Raw genomic sequence first — 24,237 nt, 5'->3', positions numbered from 1 at the left:
TGAAAAGAGATCAGTAGAGGCAGCTTGTTTCTGCTGATTCTTTTTGTATAATAAAGTAAACAAAAGGATGCAGGGAAATGTATCAAACGAAGGAAGGAGTTACGCAGAATGAACGTACTGCTAGCAGAAGATGATTTGCAGCTAGGTGAATTAGTTAGTTATATGCTGAAGAAAAAAGGAGGCTATAACGTCGAATGGGTGACGGAAGGGAATGATGCATATGACTATGCATCTGAAGCACATTATGATGTGTTAATTCTTGACTGGATGATGCCCAATGGAGACGGAATCGATGTATGTAAACGTCTAAGAAAAGAAGGATACGCCGGGGCCATTCTTATGTTAACAGCAAAAGATGCGGTTCAAGATCGTATACAAGGCTTAGATGCGGGAGCGGATGATTACGTTATTAAGCCATTTGAAATTGACGAGCTGCTTGCAAGGCTTCGCGCTTTGGCTCGTCGTAATTATGCACCAATTTTAGAAGAAGAAGTAGAGATTGCCAGCATGATATTAAAAAGAGCAAGTCAAACCGTGCAGTTTGACGAGGAGTTTATTCAATTAAGTCCTCGTGAATTTCAACTGCTAGATTTTTTAGTAAAAAACAAAGGACAAGTTCTTTCTCGAGATATTATTTTAGACCGGGTATGGGGATATGAATCAGATGTTTCCATTAAAACGATTGATGCGACGGTTAAACTTTTGCGGAAAAAACTAGAGAAATTCAACAAACAGGATCTTATTCAAAGCATTCGCGGAGTAGGCTACAAAATTGAAAGCTAAACTCCTTACAAGAGCTAAACAGAAAGTAAAACAAAAAGTAAAGCAAGATTTATTCAGCCAGACGCAAAATCGTTTAACATTCCGATATAGCGCATTGCTGATGCTGTTTCTGCTATTATTCGTATTTATTGTTTATGCATTGGTGTATGTGGTTGTATCCAACAGTCAGCAGCAAAACTTAAATAGCATGCTAAAGCAAGAGTCTCGAATTGTCCAAAGCATCTTAATTAAACAAGCGGTAAACAGCTCGAATCAGCAGTCAAAAGAAGAGTACAAAAACATTGTCGTAGCCGGTGAAGATCAGTTTTTTTATTATGTCATCAGTCCTGAAGGGGATCTTATTATGGGAAACGAAGCGAGTGAGCGGCTTCGCTCTAACTTGTTAGATTTAATTGATGGGTGGATCCCTATTGAAAATGAAGTGAGGAAAGAACGAATAAAAGCTCCCCGTCCTAGTTTTGAACACATTGAAGGAGTAAAAGGGCAAAACGGGGAAGGCAGAATAGATATTGATTTGATGATGGCGGGTGAACCTATTTTTTATAAAGGTCAATTTTTAGGGATGCTTTATATTGGAAAAGACGTTTCATTTCTTTATCAGCTGTTAAAGTGGCTCCTTATTATTATGCTGAGCCTTACCGTCCTGTTTGTAGGAGTAGCCATTTATATCAGCCGCTTAATGTCAAAACGTGCCATGGTCCCAATTGAAACAGCTTTCCAAAAGCAAAAAGAGTTTGTGGCGGATGCATCCCATGAGTTAAGAACGCCGCTTAGCGTTATGCTTTCTTCTATCAACGCTTTAGAAATGCAGGAGGAAGTAACAGAAGATCCTTTTTCTAAAAAATTAATCAATAATATGAAAGCTGAAGTGAAGCGCATGACGAGTCTCGTCAGTGATTTGCTTACGCTTGCACGCTCAGACTCTAATAAAGTAGAAAAAGCAATGATGCCCTTTGATATTACGGACGCGGTGCAAAAGGTAATGGAATCCGTTGAAACCCTAGCGGTTTCTAAACATATTGATTTGCAGCTGGATACACCGGAAAAATTAGTGGTAACTGGAGATCAAGAGCGTCTAACTCAGCTGATTTACATTTTGTTAGATAATGCGATTAAATATACGACTCCTCATGGCAGTGTAAACATTCAAGTAGTTCAGCACGGGAGTGAATGTATATTAAAAGTACGTGATACGGGCGTTGGGATCCATCCAGATGAAAAGGATCGAATCTTTGACCGCTTTTATCGTGCTGACAAATCGCGTTCCCGTCAAATGGGAGGTCACGGGCTAGGCCTAGCAATCGCTAAATGGATCGTAGAAACACATAAAGGCAAAATTGATGTAGAAAGTGAACAAGAAAAAGGAAGTACATTTACAGTAAGGTTGCCAATGTCACAAAAAGTAAAAAAGAGTTAAAAGAGACTGTGACAAAATTAGTTGAAGGAAGATCCGAACAAGTTTGATTCTTGATGGAGAATCAAACTCGTTCGGATTTTTTTATGGTTAGAGTGGAGGTAGGTTTCATTTATCCAATTTGTTCGTCCGTTGATTTAGTTATGTCTCCATCTCTTTTCAGTTAGTGAAAGTGACCAAATGAAAAAGAAAAGTTTAGACAAAATGGCGAATGAAAAAATCGGATAATTCAGTTATATTAACTGACGTAATAATCAGTCTGTGTGTCAGGGTTCTTTACAATGATAAAGACTTTTTAAAGGAAACAGTGCATGATAGAACAATAGCAGACTACTTCGTTTAACAAAAAGATGAAGTAAGTAAAGGGGAGTTTGATAATATGTACGATTTAATTATTCGGGATGGTTCGGTCGTATTAGAAGACGAAATAGTAAAAGCGGACATAGGTGTTAAAAAAGGAAAGATTGCAGAAATAGCGCAAGGTGTTAGCATACCAGCAAAAAAATACGTAGATGCTAAAGGCAAATATGTTCTGCCTGGAATGATTGATATTCATGTGCATTTTGATGAACCGAGCCGAGACCATTGGGAAGGGTTTGACTACGGTTCAGCATCTATGGCCGCAGGAGGCTGCACTACATATTTTGATATGCCTTTAAACGGCGTTCCTCCTACCGTAACAGAAGCAGCGCTGTGGGAAAAGAAAAAGCTGGCTGATCAAAAGTCAGTAGTAGATTACGGTCTATGGGGAGGGTTGGTTCCTGGTAATAAAGAAGAATTAGCCAAAATGGCTCATTCGGGTGTAATAGGTTTTAAAGCATTTATGTCAGAAGCAGGTTCTGAATTTGATTTCTCAGATGACCTCACATTATACGAAGGAATGAAAGAGATTGCAAAACTAAATAAAGTGCTTGCCCTGCATGCTGAAAGAAATGACTTAATACAAAAGCTTGAACAGGCTAAACAGAAGCAAAAGCAAACGGCTATTAAAGATTATTTAGAAACGAGACCGGTTGTAGCAGAAGTAAACGCAGTAAAGCAAGCGCTTGAGTACGGTGAAGAAACGGGATGTCCGCTTCACTTTGTACACATTAGCAGCTATGAAGCAGTGCAGCTTATTACGGAAGCAAAGAAGAATGGAATGAACGTTACGCTGGAAACTTGTCCGCATTATTTACTTTTTACAGAGGAAGACTTTAAAGAAATTGGCGTAACGGCTAAGTGTGCACCTCCTCTTCGCAGCAGGAGTCAAAAAGAAAAATTATGGGCATGTATTCAATCAGAAGAAGTAGATATGATTTCTTCGGATCATTCTCCTTGCCCGATTGAGTTAAAAACAGCTCATCAGAATGATGTATTTAAAGTTTGGGGTGGAATATCAGGCGGTCAGTACTCTTTGCAAGCAATGATTAGTGAAGGAGCGATCACTAGAGGGATTTCTCTTTCTCACATTTCAAAGCTTGTATCAACCAATCCAGCTAAACGATTCGGCTTATATCCCAAAAAAGGAAGCATTTTGCTAGGAGCCGATGCGGATTTGGTTATCGTTGATCTGGATCAAACTGAAAAAGTGACAAAAGAAGGAATGGTTTTCAAACATAAGCACAGTATATATGAAGGAACGGTATTTAATAGCGTTATTTTAACTACCATTAATAGAGGAACGATTGTATACACTAAAGAAGAAGGTGTGTTTCCTCTTCACAAAGGACAAATGGTAAATGGTGAATACGTAAAATTGTAGGCACAGTAAAAAAGAGATGAAAAATAAACCTTTTATCTCTTTTTTTACATAAAAAAATGAGGATGACTTATATTAAAAGTATTACATAGGTGAAAAAAGAGTATCTACTATAACAAAAGAGACATTTTTAAAGAAGGTTTTATTATTTTAAAAAAGTATATTTTTGATTGAGGGAAGCATAATTTAAAAAGAATAAAGCTTCTTTTTAAATATAAAGAAAAATTTCCCAAAAAGAAAAATATTATCTGGTTGTATGAAAAGTAGATAATCAGATGCTTTATAATCAAGGGTTTTGTATAAAAAAATTTTCAAAAAGATATTTTAAGAAAGGAAATCTTGATTTAAAGCTTTTTATAGGTGCAATTTTATAATGAAAAATCGTATATTATGCACTCATTGTAAAATTCTGATATTGACAGAATCATTTTATAAGAATAAAATTTTCTTGTTTCTATTTTTTTATATCATCATAATTTTTTGACAGTTTTGTCTATGGTGGTTTACGGTTGAAAGAGAGGTTAAGGAATATGTCGGTAGAGAGAGAAAAAGTGTATGAAACAGTTCCTCAAAAAGGATTCTTCGGACATCCTAAAGGTTTATTTACCTTGTTCTTTACAGAATTCTGGGAGCGTTTTTCATACTATGGAATGCGTGCGCTACTTGTATTGTACATGTACGATACAATTGCAAACGGTGGATTAGGAATGGAACAAGGAACCGCTTTAGCGATCTTTTCTATTTATGGTTCTCTTGTTTATATGTCTGGAATTATTGGCGGTTGGATTGCAGACCGCATTTTAGGTACGTCTAATACGGTGTTTTACGGCGGTATATTTATTATGCTCGGACATCTAGTGCTTGCATTGCCAGCAGGTGTAACAGCGCTGTTTATTTCAATGTTCTTGATTATCATTGGAACAGGTTTATTAAAACCAAACGTTTCAAGCGTTGTGGGCGATATGTATAGCCCGACTGATAACCGTCGAGATGCTGGATTTAGTATCTTCTACATGGGTGTAAATGCAGGGGCATTTATCGCGCCGCTAGTTGTTTCAACAGTAGGTGAAAAATATAATTATCACTTAGGTTTTGGAATCGCAGCAGTAGGAATGCTTTTAGGTCTAATTGTATTTATGGCTACACGAGGTAAAACCTTAGGTCGTGCAGGCAGACAAGTTCCAAACCCTTTAAAACCAGAAGAACGCAAAAAAGTTTTTGGTACTATTGCACTTGCTGTAGTTGTACTTGCTATCTTTATTGTACTGACTTCTTTAGCAGGTATTTTAACAGTTGAAGGCGTTATTTTATTTGTAAGTATTTTAGCGATTGTTATTCCTATTATTTACTTTGTGGTTATGTATAAAAGTCCCAAGACAACAGCTGATGAGCGTTCACGCGTATTAGCTTATATCCCTCTTTTTGTTTCTGGAGTAATGTTCTGGGCAATTCAAGAGCAGGGGTCAACAATTTTAGCAACGTATGCAAAAGATCATACACAGCTAACGTATGGCGGCTTTAAAATTCCAGTTGGCTGGTTCCAATCGTTAAATCCGTTATTCATTATTATATTTGCTCCAGTTTTTGCAGCAATTTGGGTGAAATTAGGAAACAGACAGCCTTCTACACCAAAGAAATTTTCATTAGGACTTTTATTTGCAGGGCTTTCTTTCCTTGTCATGGTTATCCCGGCTAGTATTCATGGAAATGAAACGTTAGCGAGCCCGCTATGGCTAGTGTTAAGCTTCTTCTTAGTTGTAGTTGGAGAGCTTTGTTTATCACCAGTAGGATTATCAACTACAACAAAACTAGCACCTGCAGCGTTTTCGGCTCAGACAATGAGCTTATGGTTCTTAACAAGCGCAGCGGCGCAGGCAATCAATGCTCAGCTTGTTCAATACTATGAAAACATTTCGCAAGTTGTTTATTTTGCTGCATTGGGCGGAGTGTCGGTCATTTTAGGTGTAATTGTGCTAATGATTTCTCCAAAAATTCAGCGTTTAATGAAAGGTGTTCAATAAGAAAAACCGTCCTTAAGGACGGTTTTTTTATGATTTATTTGAAAAAATATTCATGAAGGAGGCGTAGGTCTGATCGTCCTCACCCTCATAGAACGCAAGATTTAAAAGTCTGTTAAGTTCGTTTGTTGATTTTTCAGTTTCTGCAATAATTTGATGCATATGAGCAATCTTAGACATAGATCCGTTGCCATAAGCATTTTTAATTTGATTTAATGTTAAATGAAGCGATAAGACCTCTCGGCGAAGAGCTTGTCTTAATTCAGAGGAAGCAGGGATAAAAAAGCGTTTATAAAAATAACTGGCTTCTTCAAACACCAATTCTCCATTCTCTAGCTCTTTAGCCGCAATTTCTTTAATCTCTTGATCGTCTAATCGACTGGCCGCTTCTTCAATAAGAAATCCAAAAATAATAGCTGTATCTGGTTTTAACATATAATAACCTCCATTATTATAAAAAAGAACTATGTAGTTTATATGTATAGATAGAAAGGAAAGAATATTCATAGTAATTCACTAATCAGCATAGACAAAAAAATAAAAAATATTCTTTTATAGGCAAACTAAAATTATTTCAAAATAAATTTTTTATAATTAAACATTTTTTCCATATTAAAGGATTGTTTTGACTTTCCAAAAGAGATGAATAGAATAAAGAGGGTTCTTAGTACCTATATAAAAAGAAAATTGATAAAAGATATTAAATTCAGAAATTTCTACCTCTTTATAACTAAAAAATTGCTCTACTAAAATAGTTGACAGCAGAAATAGATAGGCATAAAATATACTATTGTCAAATGAATTAGCAAGCTATTCATAAAAAGTTAACGGACATTTGAATAATATGAGTAATATCCATATAAGGTATCAATTACTTAAATCTAATCAACTTGTATGCTTGTCATACAAGTCTACAGAAAGGAAGATAGTCGTATGCGCAACGTATTTTTTACAGATAATGAAACAATTGAAACGACTTTACGCGGGAAAGAAATTTTAGGAGCTCCAATGTTAAACAAAGGAGTAGCTTTTACAAAAGAAGAGCGTAAAACGTTAGGATTAGAAGGTTTACTTCCTCCAATGACTTTAAGTTTAGATGAGCAGGCAAAACGTGCATATGAGCAATTTTTAGCTCAGGCAGATAACCTTGGTAAGAATGTGTATTTAAACGATTTACAGAACCGTAATGCTGTATTATTTTATCGTTTATTGCAAGATCACTTAAAAGAAATGCTTCCGGTTGTTTATACACCAACAGTTGGACAAGCAATCCAAGAATACAGCCACGAATATCGCCGTCCGGGTGGCGTATACTTGTCAATCGATAATGTAGAAGGCATTGAAGAAGCTCTTAAAAATATCGATGCAAATAGTGAAGACATTGATTTAATGGTTATTACAGATTCAGAAAGTATTTTAGGAATTGGTGACTGGGGCGTTGGTGGTATTAATATTGCTATTGGTAAATTAGCCGTGTACACAGCTGCAGCAGGAATCGATCCAAGCAGAGTACTTCCAGTTGTTCTTGATGTAGGAACAAACAATGAAAAATTATTAAATGATCCTTTATATATCGGAAACCGCCATGAACGTATCCGCGGTGAGCGCTATGATCATTTCGTAGATCAATTTATTTCAAAATCTCTTGAAATATTCCCTAATGCACTGTTACACTGGGAAGATTTCGGTAATGTAAATGCTCGTAATATTATTAACAAGTACGGAAAAGAAATTCTAACGTTTAATGATGATATTCAAGGCACAGGTGCCGTAACGCTTGCCGCTATTTTCTCAGCAGTTCAAGTGTCTAAAATGCCACTTCGTGACCACCGTGTTTTAATCTTTGGACCAGGTACAGCAGGTATCGGTATTGCAGATCAAGTACGTGATGCAATGGTATTAGACGGGATCACAGAAGATGAAGCATACAAAAACTTCTGGGCAGTCGATTTCCGAGGCCTTTTAACAGATGACATGGACGACTTATTAGGTTTCCAAACGCCTTATGCACGAAAAGAAGAAGAAGTGAAGGACTGGAACCGTGAAGAAGACAAAATTTCTCTTTTAGAAGTTGTCAGACAAGTTAAGCCAACAATCTTAATTGGTACGTCTGGTGTAGCAGGCGCATTCTCAGAAGAAATCGTAAAAGAAATGGCGAAGCATGTAGAACGCCCAGCTATTTTACCAATGTCAAATCCAACTCCGCTTGCGGAAGCTACTCCTGAAAACCTATTAAATTGGACAGAAGGAAAAGCACTTGTAGCGACTGGAAGTCCGTTTGAACCAGTTAACTACGACGGTGTGGAATATGAAATTGGTCAATCTAATAATGCTTTTGTTTTCCCTGGTCTTGGTCTTGGATCAATCGTGGTAAAAGCAGAAGTTATTACAGACAGCATGTTCGCAGCATGTGCACACGCTGTAGCTCAAATGGTAGACAGCAGCAAACCAGGAGCTTCATTACTACCACGCGTAGAAGAATTACGTGAAGTATCATATAACGTTGCTTTAGCGGTTGCTAACGCAGCAATTAAAGATGGCGTTGCAAAAGAAGTTCCAACAGATGTAAAAGCGGCAGTAAAAGCAGCAATGTGGGAACCAACATACAAAGAAATTAAAGCTTTAGAAACAGTAAATGCTTAATTTTTAGATAGAAAAAGCACAGCTTCTGAAAAAAGAAGCTGTGCTTTTTTTAGTTACAAAAATAATTCTTAAGTTACATAACGTATATAGTTTTTTTAAACTTGTGTATGATTCTCTATATTAGAACTACAGGGGGTTATGAGATGAATACAGCACGTAAATTGGAAACGTTTACTCAAGATTCACAGCCTGAAAATAAGGGTTTTTGGAACCGAATCAACAATATTAAAGTAGGAGTTATTCCTCTACCGCTATACGTTTTACTTGCATTAATTGTATATGGCGCGGCCGTTTACAACGAACTTCCTCCAGATATGATTGGCGGATTTGCGATTATTATGGTAATGGGAATGCTGCTTGGTGATTTAGGATTAAAAATTCCGATTTTAAAAGATATTGGCGGACCAGCTATTTTATCACTGCTTGTACCTTCCGTATTAGTTTTTTATAATGTTTTAAATCCCGCGTCTATGGAAGCGGTAACAACTTTGATGAAAACATCAAACTTTTTATACCTTTATATTTCTTGTTTAGTAGCCGGAAGTATTCTGGGCATGAACCGTAAAGTTTTAATTCAAGGCTTTACACGTATGTTCGTACCGCTTGTGTTAGGTACGCTAGCCGCTGTAGCTGCAGGCGTAGCCGTTGGGATGTTATTTGGTTACGGAGCAAAACATACATTTTTCTATATTGTTGTACCAATCATTGGAGGAGGAATTGGTGAAGGTATTTTACCGCTTTCACTTGCTTATTCTCAAATTTTAGGTAGTTCAGCAGAATCTTTTGTGTCGCAAATGATTCCAGCTGCTGTTATTGGAAACATCGTTGCTATCGTATGTGCTGGCTTAATGAAACGTCTAGGAGAGAAAAAGCCAGAATTAACAGGTAATGGAGTTCTTGTGAAGACAAAAGGCGGAGATGGCATCTCAGAAGATACAAATATCAAGAAACCAGTAGATTTTTCGTTAATGGGCGCAGGTCTTTTAATTGCATGTAGTTTCTTTATTTTCGGAGGCTTAGCACATAAGTTTTTAGGAATTCCAGGTCCAGTTTTAATGATCGTAGCGGCAACGCTAGTCAAATGTTTACAAGTAATGCCTGCTAAGATGGAGCAAGGTGCTTACCATATGTACAAATTCATTTCTACGAGCTTGACATGGCCGTTAATGGTAGGCCTAGGAATTTTGTATATTCCTCTTGAAGATGTAGTGAAAATTGTGACACCAGGTTATGTAGTCGTATGTGCAGCAGTTGTTATGGCTATGGTAGCAACCGGTTATTTTGTAGGTAAAATGATGAAAATGCATCCGGTGGATGCAGCAATTGTAACCGGCTGTCACAGCGGTTTAGGAGGTACGGGAGACGTAGCGATTTTATCAGCTTCCAACCGTATGTCACTTATGCCATTTGCTCAAGTAGCAACAAGACTTGGAGGCGCTTCCACTGTTATTTTAGCTACGCTTCTTATGAAACTTTTAGGAGTATAAAATCAAAACAAAAAAGCAGCTCGGTTCGTACGAGCTGCTTTTTTTGTCTTATGAAACACTAACAGGTTTTAAGATGAATTCTTCCACAACTTTTGCCACACCGTCGTTCATGTTTGTATCTGTTACGTGGTTGGCTTTTTCTTTAATATCTTCAGGAGCATTTCCCATTGCTACGCCAAGTCCAGCAAATTCAATCATGGCAAGATCATTATAACTGTCGCCAATAGCAATCACTTCATCGCGTGTAATGCCAAGCTGTTGAATTAATAAATGTAAGCTTGTCCCTTTTGTGACACCTTCTTCTGTAAATTCAAGGAAGTATGGTTTAGAGCGCATTACGCTTAGCTCTCCTTGAAGCTGCTTTTGAAGTTTCTTTTCCACATGAACTAGCTTTTCCGGCTCTGCCAGCATGAGTACTTTTACAACAGGTTCTGTAACGGCATCAGTAAAAGATGAAACAACACGGATCGGCAGACCTGTAATGTCACTTTCAATATCCGTAAATTTATTTTCTACTTCAGTTATAATTTCATCTCCAACGTACGTATGAATTAAGACGCCTTCTTCGCGGCTAATATCGTCGAGACGTGCAACGGTTCTCGGAGATAATGTGCTGCTAAATAGCTCTTCATTTGTTAAGCAATTAATAATTTTCGCCCCATTAAACGATAAAATAAAGCTTCCGTACTTTTCTAATTCTAGTTCTTTGGCGATGTGAACCATTCCGTAAGTTGGTCGGCCAGAAGCAAGTACAACTTTTACTCCTGATTCTTGCGCCTTCATTAATGCTTCTTTCGTGCGCGGAGAAATAGTGTGATCATCGCATAATAGTGTATCATCCAAATCTAAAACAATCATTTTGTAAGGCATAATTTTAAATTCCCTTCTTCTACTAGACTCATATCTTCATATGGTACTATAAAAAAACGTTTGATTCAATTTAATGATTTTTTGAAAACAAGAAGCATGCGTATACTTTGTTTGAACGCCTCGTAAGTAGATGAAACAAAGAACTTGAGACATAGCTAAAACAGCCCAATCAATAGCTAAAAGCAATTAAACACATGAAAGCTACGTTTACCATGACAACGAAAAAATACGAAGTAATAATCAATCATTTTGATTATTACTTCGTATTTTACTTCGACTAAAATTCTTTTATTTCAGCCTCTTGATTAGTAAGCTGCTAGAGTTTGATCCGTTTTCTGAGCATCTCCTTCACTGAAAGCTTCTTTTAAGAGCGTATAAGACCGCTTTTTTTGTTCAAAATCTTGAAGAGCAGTAAGAATAATAAATTCATCAATAGAAAATGCCTGTTTCAAAGCTTGGAGCTTTTGACGAACGGTTTCTTTTGTGCCGTATATGACGTTTGCTTCTTTTTCTTCAATTCGATAGCTTTCTTTAGACTGCTGACCAAATTCTTCCGCTTTTTCTTTGGAGCCTAATGTAGCGGATTTCCCATTTTGTAAGTATACTTTAAATATTTTTGTGCTGGATGCTAATGCTTTTGCTTCTTCTACGGTATCCGCTACGATGACGGAAAGGGCAACGACAAGCGAGCGTGCATGGGATGAAACGTGCTGATTATAGACGGAAATCGCTTCTTCTAGCACTTTTTGATCACCATTAATGAATTGAGCAAATACATAAGGAAGATTTAGAGATGCCGCTAGCTCTGCGCTTGAAGCACTTGCTCCCAGTAAAAACATATCTGCTGCTTTTTGGGGCCTTGGATAGGCTTTTAAACCGTAAAGAGGGTGATCTTCCGGCAGCGTATCGTTTAGGTATTGTTTAAGTTCTATCAGTTTGTCTGTTAAGGACTTAGTGGGCTGAGAGTTTTGTTGCAAGGCTTGAGTAGAATGAGGTAGTCCTCCTGGTGCTCTGCCGATTCCAAGATCGATACGATTTGGAGATAATGAGGCTAAAACGTTAAAATTTTCTGCTACTTTATAAGGGCTGTAGTGTTGAAGCATAACACCGCCTGAGCCGATACGGATATGATGCGTTTTGGCGAGCAGGTGAGAAATTAACACTTCGGGTGATGATCCTACAACATGTTCAGAGTCATGATGCTCCGCTACCCAAAAACGGTGGTAGCCAAGTTCTTCTGCTAGCTGAGCTAATTGAATGGTATGCTGAAATGCATCTTCAGCACGCTCACCTTCATAACGCGGGCTTTGATCTAAAATACTTAATTTCACTGAAAACACTCCTTAAAGTTGATAAAAAAGGTAAGAATAATTGGGATTAATTTTAGCAAAGGATTTTCCAGATGAAAAGAGTTTTTTTAAAGAAAAATATTTTTTGAAAAATAAGTTGACTTTGCCATTTTGAGGCTATATAGTTGAATCATCAAATAGAAAAACCGATAAAACAACTTGGATAAATAAGAATTGAGTGAGTATGTTTCAAAGACACTTCACTTCATTCTCCGGTTTTATCAAAAACACAGTTAAAGCTGATTGGTCTACCAAAGGCTCCTGAGGAAACTCTAGGAGCCTTTTTGCTGTAAAAAGGAGGGGGAAAAGGTGAGCGATGTATGTATTTTATATAACGGAAGCTCTCATAATTATCAACAAATAGCCTCAGTGAAAGATGAGCTAGAAGCTTGCTTAACCTCAAAAGGAGTGCACGCCGAAGCTATCTCGTATCATGATGTACACGCTTTGAAGCAGGAAGCGCAGAAAGAAGTAAAGGCATTTATTTCGAAAATGAACCAAGCTAAAAGCATTGTCGTTCTGTTATCGGGAGTAAATGAAACATACGTAGAATCTTTTGAACGGCTAACAAAAATATTGCCAGAAGATTTATTGTATAAAAAAATACTTCTGCCAATTCTTATTGGTGAAAATGTGAATTCTTTACTAAAAGCTAAGTATGATTTAAAACTTTTAGCGTCTTTTTTAGGTAGACCTTACTGGCTCAGCAGTCTTTTTCTACTGCATGAATACGTCTCTTTTACAGGTATTAACAATGCGAATGCCAAAAGTCGTTTAAAGGAAGCGGTGGATGAGCTGATTTACAAAGGTAATCTATCCCTTCAAACATTTATAAAATGAGGTGAAGAAAATGAGTGAATTATTTCGATTAGCTACCGTAGAAGATGCTGAAGAACTGTTGGATTTAACGCTTCGAGCATATGAGCCGATTCGAAAGCTAGGAATTAAATTTCCTGCTGCGACGGCAACGATTCAACTTGTAAAAGAAAACATTCAAAACAGCCGCTGCTACGTGCTGGAAAGTGATGGAAAAATCGTAGCTACGATTACAGCAAGAACGTATAAAGAAATAACGAACTGGCCTTTCTTATGGTGGTTTGCGGTAGATCCTTTGCTTAAAAAGAAAGGAGTAGGTTCTAAACTCTTAACGTGGGTTGAAGAAACGGTTATTCGAGATCAACTGGGGGCTCCTGCTGTTACATTAGCTACTTCTGATCGACACCCATGGCTGATTCCTATGTATGAAAGAAAAGGGTATGAACGCTTTTTTGAAGTCGATCAAGGAGAAGAAGGAAAAGGCGTATTCTTAAGGAAGATCTTACATCCCGAAAGATATGAGTTAGAAAAACACAAGGAGTTACAACAAGCTAATTAATCATTTAAAAGAAAAGAGGAGAAACCATGTCAGTAAAAATTTTATTATGGAATCGAAAAGGTTGTCATCATTGCGAAGAACTAAAAGCATATTTTCATGAAAAGGGCCATCAATATGAAAGTATCGATGTAGAAGGAAAAGATTATTTGCGAGATTTACTTGAAATTAAATACGGTATTCGTCATGTACCGGTCGTTGAAATTGGAGATAAGGGGCAGTTTAAAGGAGTTATTGAAAAAGATTATGAACAAATAGAAAAGTTGATTGAAGACTATTCACCAATCGTTAAATAGCTGCAACATCCATTTTATTAACTCGTTAAAACAATAAATTATTTTGAGACATAGTGAGGGACCAAACACATGAAAAAACTACAGCTGACAGCTATCTTTTTATCACTTCTTTTATTATTAGCCGCTTGCGGAACACCCAATAAAGAAACAGCAGCTAACGCAAGCAAAGACAAAGTGCAAAAAATTATTGTGGGAACGGGTACGCAATTTCCCAACATTTGCTTTCTTGACAATAAAGGAAATCTAACGGGGTATGACGTAGAGCTTGTTAAAGAAATAGACAAACGTCTTCCAAACTATAAGTTTGAATTCAAAACGATGGATTTTTCTAATTTACTTTTGAGCTTGGAATCCAACAAAATTGATTTAGTCGCCCATCAGATGGAAGTGAATGAAGAAAGAAAACAAAAGTTCCTGTTTAATAAAGAACCTTATAATATCTTTCCGCTACATGTAGTTGTAAATGAAAAAAATACGTCAATTAAATCAATTAAAGATTTGAGCGGTAAAAAGGTAATTGTAGGAGCAACGAGTAACTCTGCTAACTTAATCGATAAGTATAACAAAGAACATGGAAATAAAATTGATATCGTTTATTCAGGTCAAGGATCTGATGATACAAAAACGCAGCTAAAAACAGGACGTGCGGACGCTACAATTAGTACGCCGTTTGCAGTTGACTTTGTCAATAAGCAAGCGGACGCAGAGCAAAAAGTTGTGGGACCTGCTATTTCAAATTCAAAAGTATATTTTATGCTTCGAAAAAATGAAACAGGTTTACAAAAAGATGTTGATAAAGCGCTAAAAGAAATAAAAGAAGACGGAACATTGACAAAATTAAGCAAAAAATGGCTAGGAGAAGATTATACAAAAGCAGCTGGAAATAACTAAATCACTTACTGTGACCCAAGCCTTGAACTTGGGTCCTTTCGCTACCTGTAGAGGGAAACAAAGGAGAGAAAAAGATGGGAAAAGCATTTGATATAGAGCTGATTTTCACCTCTATTCCTCAATTATTATCTTATTTGCATATTACAATTTGGATTTTGGTTGCTTCACTTTTGATTGGCAGTACCTTGGGATTGTTTATTGCCCTGCCTCGTATTTATAAAGTACCGGTGTTAAGTCAATTAGCAGCAGTTTATATTTCTTTTATGAGGGGGACGCCTATTTTAATTCAATTATTTTTAGTTTTTTACGGGGTACCTGCCCTCTTACAATTGATTCATATTGACGTTTCTAGAATGGCTCCGCTGGTATTTGTGATTATCACATATTCACTGAGCACGGCGGCGTCTTTTTCTGAAATGATGCGCGGTGCCATTAATAGTGTAGATAAAGGGCAAACTGAAGCAGCGTATAGTGTAGGAATGACCGGAAAACAAACGTTCACTCGAATTGTGCTGCCGCAAGCTCTCGTTGTAGCATTTCCTAACTTTGGAAACCTTGTGATTGGTTCCTTAAAAGATACGTCTTTAGCCTTTACCATTGGTGTCATGGATATGATGGGAAGAGGAGATACCATTATCGCAGCAACGGCTCATGCAGTTGAAGTATATATTGCACTTGCCATTATTTATTATTTGGTAGCCATTATATTAGAGAAATTTTTTATGAAATCCGAACAGAAGCTGCAAAAACACGATCAGCCTGTTCATGTATAAAACGAGCTTACTAAAAGAGGTGTAAACATGATTATTGACGTACCGTTTATATGGACAGCATTTGTAGAAATTTTGAAGGCATTACCTTTAACACTCCTTATTACCATCGGTCCATTACTAGGCGGATTGCTTATTGGTATTGCTGTTGCGGCTGTGAGAATTAATTCAGTAAAAATAATAACGCCTATTGCCAACGTATACGTATCATTTTTTCGAGGAACGCCTGCCATTCTTCATATTATGGTTATTTACCTAGGGTTCCCGCTATTGATTAATAAACTATCAAGCTACTATGGATGGGGCTTCAATGCAAACAGCATTCCTATTGTCGTATTTGTATTAATCGCTTTGTCTTTTACAGCGGGGGCTTATATGTCAGAGATCATTCGCTCTGGTTTGTTAGCGGTAGAAAAAGGACAAATTGAGGCTGCGTATTCCATTGGAATGAATCGTTTTCAATCGATGAAACGAATTGTTTTCCCTCAGGCGTTTGCTTTATCTTTACCAAATTTATGCAATATCTTCATCGGCTTTTTGCATACGTCTTCTATCGCATTCATCGTCTCACAAAAAGAGTTAAACGGTGCAGCTAATATCGTAGCTTCAAATAATCTTAAGTTTTTAGAAGCCTATATTGCTGCTGCCCTTATTTATTGGATGCTGACGATGTTAATAGAAGGAATAACAGCGCTGCTTGAACGAAAATTAACGGTTTATAATCGAGGAGGGGTTGTATGATTACATTAACAAATATTAAAAAAACATTTGGTCAACATACAGTATTGGACGGTATTGATTTAATTGTTAAAAAAGGGGACGTTGTGACCATTTTAGGGCCGAGTGGCTCTGGAAAGACTACGTTTTTACGCTGCATTAATTTCTTAGAAAAAGCAGATGAAGGAAAAGTTTCGATCGATCAATTTACGGTTCAGTGCCAAAAGCCAAACCGCAAAGATATTTTAACTCTTCGACAAAAAACAACGATGGTTTTTCAGCAATACAATTTGTTTAAACACAAAACCGTTATTGAAAATATTATGGAGGGGCTAGTTATTGTTCAAAAGCTGCCAAAGGAAGAAGCAAAACAACGAAGTTTAGACGTCCTTGAAAAAGTTGGGCTTGCTGAAAAAGCAAATGCGTACCCAAGTCAGTTATCAGGAGGTCAACAGCAGCGAGTGGGTATCGCTAGAGCGCTTGCTTTAAATCCTGAAGTCATTTTATTTGATGAGCCAACGTCTGCTTTGGACCCTGAACTGGTGGGTGAAGTACTGTCTGTTATTCGTAAAATTGCTGAAGAAGGAATTACGATGATTATTGTTACGCACGAAATGAGTTTTGCCCGTGAAGTCTCTAATCACGTGGTGTTTATGGACGGAGGAAAGATTGTCGAACAAGGTCATCCTGAAGAAATATTTTTAAATCCAAAAGAAGATCGAACAAAGCAATTTTTCAAGCGTATTAACCCAACGCATTCGCCTTACTCTTATGTTTATGAAAAAACAATCTAATATTTTAATTTAAAACCCACTTGACTCATAGGAATAATAAGTATATGATAAAATCATCAAATTAAACAAACCGACTAGATCACTAGAGGTTCTTTGCACAATGTCACGCATTGTGCAAAGAACCTTTTATTTTTTACTAGACTTAAGGGAAGAAGGGTGAACGTAGTGAATCGAGGAGCATTAAAAGCTAAAACGAGCAAAAAACTTATTATAAAAGGCCAGGTTGTACCTGGAAGGCAGCAAGGAAGACATTTGGGTTTTCCGACAGCTAATATAGATACTCAGCATGAGGAATTAAAAAATGGCGTGTATGGTGTCCTCGTTCATCTGCGGGGACTTGAACATATAGGAGTTATGAATGTAGGCGTTAAGCCGACATTTGGATCGGAACTATCTAAAACATTTGAGGTTCATATTTTGGATTTTAACGACGTTATTTATGGAGAGACAGTTCAATGCGACGTTATCTTTCGGGTGCGAGGTGAGAAAAAGTTCCCTTCCATTGAGTTTTTAAAACATCAAATTAAAGCTGATACACTACAAGTTAAGCAAAGATTTCAACATATGGGCTATGTATCTAGTGAACATACAGCTTCCAAGCTAGGGCAAGCGAGATATTTAAATCTGCCTGATCTACAGTTTTTTAATTGGTGCCACAGCCAATTCAGAGTTAATAAAGGGATTTACAATACAATTGATCAATGGTTTTATGACGAAGGAATTAAAAATATTCACCCTAGAAGAGTTCACGTTATCGCTTTTTTGCAATTTGCACAGGAAGGAAATGAAAGAAAGACAGAAAAAGAAGGAGTCCTTCGCTTTGGAGCAGGCGGTTTGACCAATCAACTACGAGAATTTATGAATGGATATGAAAAAGGAGAATGGTAATATGACAATAAAAAGACAATTAAAGCTAGGGGCTATTATTCATGGAGTGGGAGGAAACATGGGGGCATGGAGACACCCTGAAATTTTGTCAGATGCCAGCGTTAATTTCGGTTTTTACAAGCAGCAGGCTCAAAAAGCGGAAGACGGAAAATTTGATTTAGTGTTCATTGCCGATGGGTTATATATTAATGAAAAATCGCTTCCGCATTTTTTGAATCGTTTTGAACCTCTCACTATTCTATCAGCACTTGCTTCTGTCACTTCTCATATTGGTTTAGTTGGCACTCTATCGACTTCGTATAGCGAGCCGTTTACGGTGGCTAGACAATTTGCTTCACTTGATCATATTAGCAGCGGCCGAGCGGGATGGAATGTTGTAACATCTCCATTGGAAGGATCTGCGCTTAACTATGGAAAAGAGCACCCCACTCATGATAAACGCTATAGAATAGCTGAAGAGTTTCTAGAAGTAACGAAGGGATTATGGGATTCTTGGGAAGATGATGCATTTATTCGAAATAAAGAAACCGGACAATTTTTTGAAGAGAAAAAGTTGCATCGCTTGCACCACAAAGGGGAATTTTTTTCTGTAGAAGGTCCGTTAAATATTGGCCGCTCAGCTCAGGGGCAGCCCGTAGTGTTTCAAGCAGGCTCCTCTGAAAGCGGAAAAGATTTAGCAGCGAAAACGGCTGACGCAGTGTTTACGGGACAAGATAATTTAGAAGAAGCGAAAGCTTTTTACCAAGATGTAAAATCAAGAGCCGTAGCGCAAGGACGCAATGAAAACGAACTTTTAATTTTCCCGGGAATAGGTCCTATCATTGGCAGTACAACCGAAGAAGCCGAAAGAAAATATGAAGAACTTGCTCAATTGGTAACAATTGAACATGCGCTCAACTATTTAGGACGTTTTTTCGATCATTTTGATTTTTCACAGTTTCCATTAGACGAGGCGTTTCCTGATTTAGGGGATATCGGAAGTAATAGTTTCCGCAGTACAACTGATAAAATCAAAGAAAACGCTAAAAAACATAAGTGGACACTGCGAGAAGTGGCGCTACGAATTGCTACACCTAAAACACAATTTATTGGGACGCCAGAGCATATCGCTAATTTGATGCAACAGTGGTTTGAAGAAAAAGGAGCTGACGGCTTTATTATTCATTCAAGCGTTCCGCATGGCTTAGATGACTTTGTTGAACACGTCGTACCGATACTGCAAGAAAGAGGCCTGTATCGTACAGAATACGAAGGGAGTACGTTAAGAAGTAACTTGCAATTGAATGTTCCTAAAAATCGTTACACACAGGTGAAAGTTAACTGAAGTGGATTAAAAGAGACTCGAAGGAGTCTCTTTTTTAATATTTTTAATATTAAAAATATGGTAAAATTATTTTTGTAGGTTATTCGTTTCAGTTCATAAGGCCTAAAGGGTTTTGAATACCCGGAAAGGAGTCAAATGGAAAAAAGACATAAAAGTAAGAAGAAGCGTATGATTATGTGGATATCTTTATCCGTTCTTTTAGTCGGGGGAGGAGCGACAGGATGGATATTGTACCAAAACGGAAAAATTCCTTTTTTATCACAGCAAAGTATAAAGGCAAGTGCCATTAAAGTGAATCAACAAAAAGTTGATAAGCTGGAAAGCAACGATCAGCAGGCAAAAGATTTTATAGCTGAACATCATGACGTACTAAATGATTTGACGGGGTGGAGTGCCATTGAGCACCCAGACTGGCCTGCCGTACAAGAAGAAGCGGCAGCCATTAAAAATACCATTGGCACGATTGAAGTAAAAGATTCTGTTTTAAAGAAAGACTTTCAGCATATGGAGAAGCTTGCTGGACAGCTAGAGCAGAGGAAAGATCAAGCACTGTTAAAAGAACTTCATCGTTATTTTCATGACTTAGATGTTGTGATCAATGAAGACGATGGATCAAATACATATTTTAATGTTACCAGCTATGGTAAATCAGTTGTAAAGACTTCTAAATGAGCTATAGCAAAAAGCTTTATACATAAAAGTAGTTTTGTATAACAAACGTCTTCGCTTATTCATGCATATGCTACGGATAAGGAGGAGACAGGTTATATGAAAAAAATTTATTTAGATGCAGGTCACGGAGGGGCAGATCTAGGAGCTGTAGCCAGCGGGTTATATGAAAAAGACGTAGTGTTAGCTGTTCAACAGTACATCATCTCTTTTCTTTCTACTCACTATCAAGGATTTTCTCTTTGCACAACGCGTACAACCGATGTGTTTTTGTCATTAAATGAACGGGTCAATAAAGCCAATGTGTGGGGGGCTGATGTATACTTATCTATTCATATAAGTTCAGGTGGCGAAACGGGATATGAAGATTTTATTTATAGCAAAAATATAAATAACCAAACCATTGTGTTACGAAACGATATTCACGATCATGTGAAGTTTGTTCTCGCTAAATACAATTACTCTAACCGAGGCAGGAAATTAGCTAATTATAGTGTGTTAAGGCGTTCATATATGCCGTCTGTATTAACTAAAATTGGGTTTATTGATACAGAACACGATGCAAAGCTCTTAAAAAATCCTCAATTTCTAAAAGATATGGGGGTGGCATATGCAAAAGGGATTGCGCAGTTTTTAAACTTGGAGCCTAAATCTACAAATTCTGTGGGAGATCCTGACGAGGAAGGGTTTCTAAAGCCTACTTTTTTATATAAACCTTTATGGATAAAAACAACCGAGGATAAGGAGACGTATAAGTATACCAATATGTCAGAGAGAACAGGTTATTTAAAAAAGAATACCCTCTTTCAAGTTGATAGTGAAACGCATGCAGCCTGGATAATTGATGGAGAACATTTTATTGAAAAAAAAGATACAATCATTGAAGGAGAAACTATCACAACTGCGGAATTAACAAAAGAGAATATGGAAACATTAAAAGTGTTTGTGACGAAAGAAAAGTTAGAAACAGCGGTAACCTTTTCTAAAGAAGGAGCTGCGGTAGCCATCTTTACACTTCACGATAAAAAAATATTGAATGTAAAAGCATTTTTAGATAGAGAAAAATGGTGGTACAAAGCTGAACGGATAAAAACATCGTGAAAAAACCTGCTTGTTTTTTTGAAGCTTTCACCCTAGTAATTTTACTTATTTTTGATAGAATATAAAGAGTTGAATCGTAAAGATGCATAAAGGTGTGATGGAAATGGAAGAGCAACAAGAAGCGATTGATTTAACAAAAGTATATGTATATGAGGAGTTTCCGGATAAAGTTGCAGGCAGATGCGATAACTGTGGACATGTGAAATTTAAAAGCTTAGTAAAAGACTTTATTTTTATCCGTACATGCGCAAAGTGCGGCATGAAAAAAAGTATTTAAATCCCTACTTCTTTATAAAAAACGCTCTTTTCTAAAATGAAAAGAGCGTTTTTTCTCTATTTAACGTATAAATGATCGCTAAGCTGCTCTGAAATAGTTTCTACATCTTCTTGCACATGTTTTTGTTTTTTCATCATTTCTAACAGGATTTGTTCAAGGTTCTGTGAATGATTTTGCTTATCTTTTGGTTTATGTAAATACTTTGCGATTTGATGCATATTATTGCTTAGCCGGCTTAGCTCAGACTCAATTTTTCGCAGGTTAACTAATAGTTCCACACCTGCTTCTTTGCCGATTAAAGGCGGCTTAACTTTTCCGTCCATAATAAATTTTCGAATGAGAGACGTTCGTTTTAAATTATAGTGTTCAATAAGTTCCTCTAATTTTTCTTTTTCTTCTTCATTCAACTTAATTGCTGGAATGCTGTGTCCTCTCATAAGGTATCTCCTTTCAAGAGCAGTTCTTGCTGCGTTCAATCATATGTAAACATTCTCTTGTCTTTAATAATAGCAACCTTTTCCATGGTGAACTATGGTGAAAAGTTACTAAAATGTCGAACGTACAGTCTGTTAAAAAACTGGTAAATTAAGAAATTTGGTTTAGTAATAGTTGAATTATAGAAATAATGTCATTATCTACAATATTGCTGCTTTATTAAAAAGGCAGCCAAAGGGATGAATATACCGCCTTTGTACTCACCATTTTTGAAAGCGCAGCTTTAAAGAAGAGGGATGGTTTTTATCATTTTTTCCTCCTACCACATCTTTCCTCCTAGTAACTCTGTCGAATCTTCTAGACTATTGTCTCAAGGGAATAGAACGAAAGAAGACGAAATGGTTGAGAACGAGGTAAAGTCATATTATGTCTTTATTTACATCATTTACATCATTTACATACTTTACGGGGGAGGAATACGTTTGAAACTAAAAAAACGATTAAAACTAAACAAGATAGGGGCAGCCATGCTTGCGGCTGGGGTTATATGTACAGGTTATACGCCTATTCATATGCTACAAGCGCCTCTAGTCGCTCAGGCTGCAGAGAATCAGTCGGACTCTTTGGAGTTAGCATTTGCACAAGCATCTAAAGAATTTGGTGTGCCAGCTTCGCTTTTAAAAGCAATTTCCTACAACAAGTCGCGCTGGGAAAGTCATAATGGGAAACCTAGCGCAGCCGGGGGATACGGCCTCATGCATTTAACAGACATCCCTTTTTTAGAAGATGGAAAAGGAAACGGAACTGCGTCTTCACAACCAGCATATGACAAACAGCAAACGCTCTCCTTAGCTGCTAAGCTGCTTAAGTCAGATAAAGAAAGATTAAAAAATGACCCTGTGCAAAATATTCGCGGTGGCGCTGCTGTACTAGCTTTTATTGCAAAAGACAAAAATGGAAACGTACCGTCTACTGATCAGAAATGGTACGACGCAGTCGCCGCTTACAGTTCTTCTCAAGATAAAGAAAACGCTCAAGTATTTGCCGATGATGTATATGAAACGCTGGAAAAAGGGGCAGAGCGTACAACATCAGATGGACAGCATCTTAAAATTTCTCCTCAACATATAGATATGTCGATTCCTCGTGCTGAAAATTCCAATACGAATAAAGCGGATTGTCCGGGATCTTTAAAATGTGAATACATTCCTGCTTTTTACGGGAAATTCAGCGAAAGTCCTTCAGATTACGGAAACTATGATATTGCAAATCGTCAAAAATCAGATGTTCGCTATATTGTTATTCACGATACAGAAGTAAGTTATGACGGAACCATTGATTTGTTTGCTAACCCTAACAGAGCAGCTGCAAACTATGTCATACGTTCAAGTGATGGCCACATTGCACAGATGATTGATAACAAAGATGTAGCATGGCATGCAGGAAACTGGTATTTTAATACGCACAGTATTGGAATCGAACATGAAGGGTTCGCCCTTGAAGGATCCACGTGGTTTACAGAAGAAATGTACCGTTCTTCAGCAAGACTCGTACGCCACCTTGCCAAAGAATATCATATTCCATTGGACCGAGCTCATATTATCGGTCATGACGAGGTACCGGGTTTGTCTCCTAAGGCTCAATCAGGTATGCATTCGGATCCCGGACCGTTTTGGGATTGGGGGCACTATATGGATTTAGTAGGAAGCCCAGTCGAGCGCCAGCATACAAGCAAACTAGCCGTTACAATTAATCCCGTCTTTGAAAACAACCAGCCAGAGGTATCAGATGCACCAAAGCAGCCGGCCAACTTTGTGTATTTGCATCAAGCTCCTAGCAATGATTCACCGCTACTGAATGAGCCTGCCGCTTCAGGGCCAGGAACGAAACAAACGTTAGACTGGGGAAGCAAAGCTGTAACGGGCCAAACGTACGCAGTGGCTGAGACAAAAGGAGAATGGACAGCGATTTGGTACGGAGGACAAAAAGCGTGGTTTTATAATCCACATAATCAAAATACGAGTAAAGGTACGGGCATATTATTAACGCCAAAAGCAGGAAAAGAAAGCATTCAAGTGTACGGAGGAGCTTTCCCGGAAGCTTCAGCCTATCCTTCTGATATCCCGGTTAAAGACATGGTCCCACTTCAGTATACAATCTCTCCGGATCAGGTGTACGTAGGGGTAGAAAAAGTAAAGAGTGACTATTACTATGCACCCACTTTTACAACAAATCAAAACGATCACAAAATGATTGTGGGAAAAGATGAATATTATCAAATTTATTTTAATCACCGCTATGCGTTTGTGAAAGCTTCGGATGTAGAGATTAAAAAACAATAGAATAGAGTGTTAAAAGAAAGGAAGAGACAGGGTGTATAAAGGGTTTGTCTCTTCCT

Annotated in this window: 23 protein-coding genes; 19 read left to right on the top strand and 4 right to left on the bottom strand. The window is 37.4% G+C overall.

Annotated elements, in window-relative coordinates:
* Nucleotides 1–108 precede the first annotated feature (108 nt).
* The 4 genes from ACNHOZ_RS18560 (at nt 109) to ACNHOZ_RS18545 (ending at nt 5,959) form a co-directional block, all read left to right on the top strand.
* A complete protein-coding gene (locus ACNHOZ_RS18560) occupies nt 109–783 on the top strand; it encodes a response regulator transcription factor (RefSeq protein ID WP_028413601.1) in 675 nt (224 codons plus the stop codon).
* Nucleotides 773–2,200 carry a sensor histidine kinase gene (locus ACNHOZ_RS18555; RefSeq protein ID WP_048021254.1) on the top strand — a complete coding sequence of 476 codons (1,428 nt, stop codon included), beginning with the start codon at nt 773–775 and terminating at the stop codon, nt 2,198–2,200. The genes ACNHOZ_RS18560 and ACNHOZ_RS18555 overlap by 11 nt, the downstream gene beginning before the upstream one ends.
* Nucleotides 2,201–2,576: 376 nt before the next feature.
* Complete coding sequence (locus ACNHOZ_RS18550) at nt 2,577–3,941, top strand: allantoinase (protein WP_447697271.1); 1,365 nt, start codon at nt 2,577–2,579, stop codon at nt 3,939–3,941.
* 527 nt (nt 3,942–4,468) lie between these two features.
* Entirely contained in the window at nt 4,469–5,959 is a 1,491-nt protein-coding gene (locus ACNHOZ_RS18545; RefSeq protein WP_048021250.1) for a peptide MFS transporter, read from the top strand.
* Nucleotides 5,960–5,986: 27 nt separating this feature from the next.
* On the opposite strand, the gene ACNHOZ_RS18540 is transcribed toward ACNHOZ_RS18545, so the two are convergent.
* Nucleotides 5,987–6,391, bottom strand: a complete 405-nt coding sequence (locus ACNHOZ_RS18540; protein WP_028413597.1) for a hypothetical protein — start codon at nt 6,389–6,391, stop codon at nt 5,987–5,989.
* A gap of 498 nt (nt 6,392–6,889) precedes the next feature.
* Between ACNHOZ_RS18540 and ACNHOZ_RS18535 the strand changes: the two genes are divergently transcribed.
* A complete protein-coding gene (locus tag ACNHOZ_RS18535; protein WP_447697270.1) occupies nt 6,890–8,599 on the top strand; it encodes an NAD-dependent malic enzyme in 1,710 nt (569 codons plus the stop codon).
* Nucleotides 8,600–8,742: 143 nt separating this feature from the next.
* Nucleotides 8,743–10,086, top strand: a complete 1,344-nt coding sequence (locus tag ACNHOZ_RS18530) for a 2-hydroxycarboxylate transporter family protein (RefSeq protein ID WP_028413595.1) — start codon at nt 8,743–8,745, stop codon at nt 10,084–10,086.
* Nucleotides 10,087–10,134: 48 nt separating this feature from the next.
* Here ACNHOZ_RS18530 and ACNHOZ_RS18525 read toward each other — a convergent pair whose 3' ends face one another.
* Complete coding sequence (locus tag ACNHOZ_RS18525; RefSeq protein WP_063247285.1) at nt 10,135–10,956, bottom strand: Cof-type HAD-IIB family hydrolase; 822 nt, start codon at nt 10,954–10,956, stop codon at nt 10,135–10,137.
* Nucleotides 10,957–11,261: 305 nt separating this feature from the next.
* On the bottom strand, nt 11,262–12,287 hold the full coding sequence (locus tag ACNHOZ_RS18520; RefSeq protein WP_048021244.1) for an LLM class flavin-dependent oxidoreductase: 1,026 nt from the start codon (nt 12,285–12,287) through the stop codon (nt 11,262–11,264).
* 327 nt (nt 12,288–12,614) lie between these two features.
* On the opposite strand from ACNHOZ_RS18520, the gene ACNHOZ_RS18515 reads away from it, so the two are divergent.
* The 12 genes from ACNHOZ_RS18515 (at nt 12,615) to ACNHOZ_RS18460 (ending at nt 21,404) form a co-directional block, all read left to right on the top strand.
* On the top strand, nt 12,615–13,145 hold the full coding sequence (locus ACNHOZ_RS18515) for a hypothetical protein (RefSeq protein ID WP_028413593.1): 531 nt from the start codon (nt 12,615–12,617) through the stop codon (nt 13,143–13,145).
* A gap of 10 nt (nt 13,146–13,155) precedes the next feature.
* Nucleotides 13,156–13,680 carry a GNAT family N-acetyltransferase gene (locus tag ACNHOZ_RS18510; protein ID WP_048021240.1) on the top strand — a complete coding sequence of 175 codons (525 nt, stop codon included), beginning with the start codon at nt 13,156–13,158 and terminating at the stop codon, nt 13,678–13,680.
* A gap of 26 nt (nt 13,681–13,706) precedes the next feature.
* Nucleotides 13,707–13,973: a glutaredoxin family protein gene (locus tag ACNHOZ_RS18505; RefSeq protein WP_028413591.1), complete on the top strand. Its 267-nt coding sequence runs from the start codon at nt 13,707–13,709 to the stop codon at nt 13,971–13,973.
* 69 nt (nt 13,974–14,042) lie between these two features.
* Entirely contained in the window at nt 14,043–14,864 is an 822-nt protein-coding gene (locus ACNHOZ_RS18500; RefSeq protein ID WP_033578803.1) for an amino acid ABC transporter substrate-binding protein, read from the top strand.
* Between the two features lie 74 nt (nt 14,865–14,938).
* Nucleotides 14,939–15,637: an amino acid ABC transporter permease gene (locus ACNHOZ_RS18495; RefSeq protein ID WP_033578804.1), complete on the top strand. Its 699-nt coding sequence runs from the start codon at nt 14,939–14,941 to the stop codon at nt 15,635–15,637.
* Between the two features lie 27 nt (nt 15,638–15,664).
* The gene (locus ACNHOZ_RS18490; protein WP_014460395.1) at nt 15,665–16,375 is read left to right on the top strand and encodes an amino acid ABC transporter permease; all 711 of its coding nucleotides are present in this window, start codon (nt 15,665–15,667) and stop codon (nt 16,373–16,375) included.
* Nucleotides 16,372–17,145, top strand: coding sequence for an amino acid ABC transporter ATP-binding protein (locus ACNHOZ_RS18485; protein ID WP_048021236.1), 774 nt, complete (start codon nt 16,372–16,374; stop codon nt 17,143–17,145). Before ACNHOZ_RS18490 ends, ACNHOZ_RS18485 begins: the two co-directional genes overlap by 4 nt.
* 165 nt (nt 17,146–17,310) lie before the next feature.
* Nucleotides 17,311–18,033, top strand: a complete 723-nt coding sequence (locus ACNHOZ_RS18480; RefSeq protein ID WP_048021233.1) for a riboflavin kinase — start codon at nt 17,311–17,313, stop codon at nt 18,031–18,033.
* Nucleotide 18,034: 1 nt separating this feature from the next.
* Nucleotides 18,035–19,357, top strand: a complete 1,323-nt coding sequence (locus tag ACNHOZ_RS18475; RefSeq protein ID WP_048021231.1) for an LLM class flavin-dependent oxidoreductase — start codon at nt 18,035–18,037, stop codon at nt 19,355–19,357.
* A gap of 168 nt (nt 19,358–19,525) precedes the next feature.
* A complete protein-coding gene (locus ACNHOZ_RS18470) occupies nt 19,526–20,029 on the top strand; it encodes a hypothetical protein (RefSeq protein ID WP_240962061.1) in 504 nt (167 codons plus the stop codon).
* Between the two features lie 96 nt (nt 20,030–20,125).
* Nucleotides 20,126–21,127, top strand: a complete 1,002-nt coding sequence (locus ACNHOZ_RS18465) for an N-acetylmuramoyl-L-alanine amidase family protein (RefSeq protein ID WP_048021228.1) — start codon at nt 20,126–20,128, stop codon at nt 21,125–21,127.
* A 97-nt stretch (nt 21,128–21,224) separates the two neighbouring features.
* On the top strand, nt 21,225–21,404 hold the full coding sequence (locus tag ACNHOZ_RS18460) for a hypothetical protein (RefSeq protein WP_025752091.1): 180 nt from the start codon (nt 21,225–21,227) through the stop codon (nt 21,402–21,404).
* A gap of 56 nt (nt 21,405–21,460) precedes the next feature.
* Here ACNHOZ_RS18460 and ACNHOZ_RS18455 read toward each other — a convergent pair whose 3' ends face one another.
* Nucleotides 21,461–21,841: a plasmid mobilization protein gene (locus ACNHOZ_RS18455; RefSeq protein ID WP_028413582.1), complete on the bottom strand. Its 381-nt coding sequence runs from the start codon at nt 21,839–21,841 to the stop codon at nt 21,461–21,463.
* Between the two features lie 480 nt (nt 21,842–22,321).
* On the opposite strand from ACNHOZ_RS18455, the gene ACNHOZ_RS18450 reads away from it, so the two are divergent.
* Entirely contained in the window at nt 22,322–24,181 is a 1,860-nt protein-coding gene (locus tag ACNHOZ_RS18450; RefSeq protein WP_221833443.1) for an N-acetylmuramoyl-L-alanine amidase, read from the top strand.
* Nucleotides 24,182–24,237: the final 56 nt, after the last annotated feature.

It is taken from the genome of Priestia sp. D51 (assembly GCF_053345675.1).
The sequence above is the reverse complement of the archived record's forward strand: the minus strand, read 5'-3'. Positions and strand labels throughout refer to the sequence as shown.

What these genes read in the sequence shown, in the direction of transcription:
- ACNHOZ_RS18560 (WP_028413601.1), top strand. Translation starts at nt 109, where the DNA reads ATGAACGTACTGCTAGCAGAAGATGATTTGCAGCTAGGTGAATTAGTT.
- ACNHOZ_RS18550 (WP_447697271.1), top strand. Translation starts at nt 2,577, where the DNA reads ATGTACGATTTAATTATTCGGGATGGTTCGGTCGTATTAGAAGACGAA.
- ACNHOZ_RS18545 (WP_048021250.1), top strand. Translation starts at nt 4,469, where the DNA reads ATGTCGGTAGAGAGAGAAAAAGTGTATGAAACAGTTCCTCAAAAAGGA.
- ACNHOZ_RS18540 (WP_028413597.1), bottom strand. Translation starts at nt 6,391, where the DNA reads ATGTTAAAACCAGATACAGCTATTATTTTTGGATTTCTTATTGAAGAA.
- ACNHOZ_RS18535 (WP_447697270.1), top strand. Translation starts at nt 6,890, where the DNA reads ATGCGCAACGTATTTTTTACAGATAATGAAACAATTGAAACGACTTTA.
- ACNHOZ_RS18530 (WP_028413595.1), top strand. Translation starts at nt 8,743, where the DNA reads ATGAATACAGCACGTAAATTGGAAACGTTTACTCAAGATTCACAGCCT.
- ACNHOZ_RS18525 (WP_063247285.1), bottom strand. Translation starts at nt 10,956, where the DNA reads ATGCCTTACAAAATGATTGTTTTAGATTTGGATGATACACTATTATGC.
- ACNHOZ_RS18510 (WP_048021240.1), top strand. Translation starts at nt 13,156, where the DNA reads ATGAGTGAATTATTTCGATTAGCTACCGTAGAAGATGCTGAAGAACTG.
- ACNHOZ_RS18505 (WP_028413591.1), top strand. Translation starts at nt 13,707, where the DNA reads ATGTCAGTAAAAATTTTATTATGGAATCGAAAAGGTTGTCATCATTGC.
- ACNHOZ_RS18500 (WP_033578803.1), top strand. Translation starts at nt 14,043, where the DNA reads ATGAAAAAACTACAGCTGACAGCTATCTTTTTATCACTTCTTTTATTA.
- ACNHOZ_RS18495 (WP_033578804.1), top strand. Translation starts at nt 14,939, where the DNA reads ATGGGAAAAGCATTTGATATAGAGCTGATTTTCACCTCTATTCCTCAA.
- ACNHOZ_RS18490 (WP_014460395.1), top strand. Translation starts at nt 15,665, where the DNA reads ATGATTATTGACGTACCGTTTATATGGACAGCATTTGTAGAAATTTTG.
- ACNHOZ_RS18485 (WP_048021236.1), top strand. Translation starts at nt 16,372, where the DNA reads ATGATTACATTAACAAATATTAAAAAAACATTTGGTCAACATACAGTA.
- ACNHOZ_RS18475 (WP_048021231.1), top strand. Translation starts at nt 18,035, where the DNA reads ATGACAATAAAAAGACAATTAAAGCTAGGGGCTATTATTCATGGAGTG.
- ACNHOZ_RS18470 (WP_240962061.1), top strand. Translation starts at nt 19,526, where the DNA reads ATGATTATGTGGATATCTTTATCCGTTCTTTTAGTCGGGGGAGGAGCG.
- ACNHOZ_RS18465 (WP_048021228.1), top strand. Translation starts at nt 20,126, where the DNA reads ATGAAAAAAATTTATTTAGATGCAGGTCACGGAGGGGCAGATCTAGGA.
- ACNHOZ_RS18460 (WP_025752091.1), top strand. Translation starts at nt 21,225, where the DNA reads ATGGAAATGGAAGAGCAACAAGAAGCGATTGATTTAACAAAAGTATAT.
- ACNHOZ_RS18455 (WP_028413582.1), bottom strand. Translation starts at nt 21,841, where the DNA reads ATGAGAGGACACAGCATTCCAGCAATTAAGTTGAATGAAGAAGAAAAA.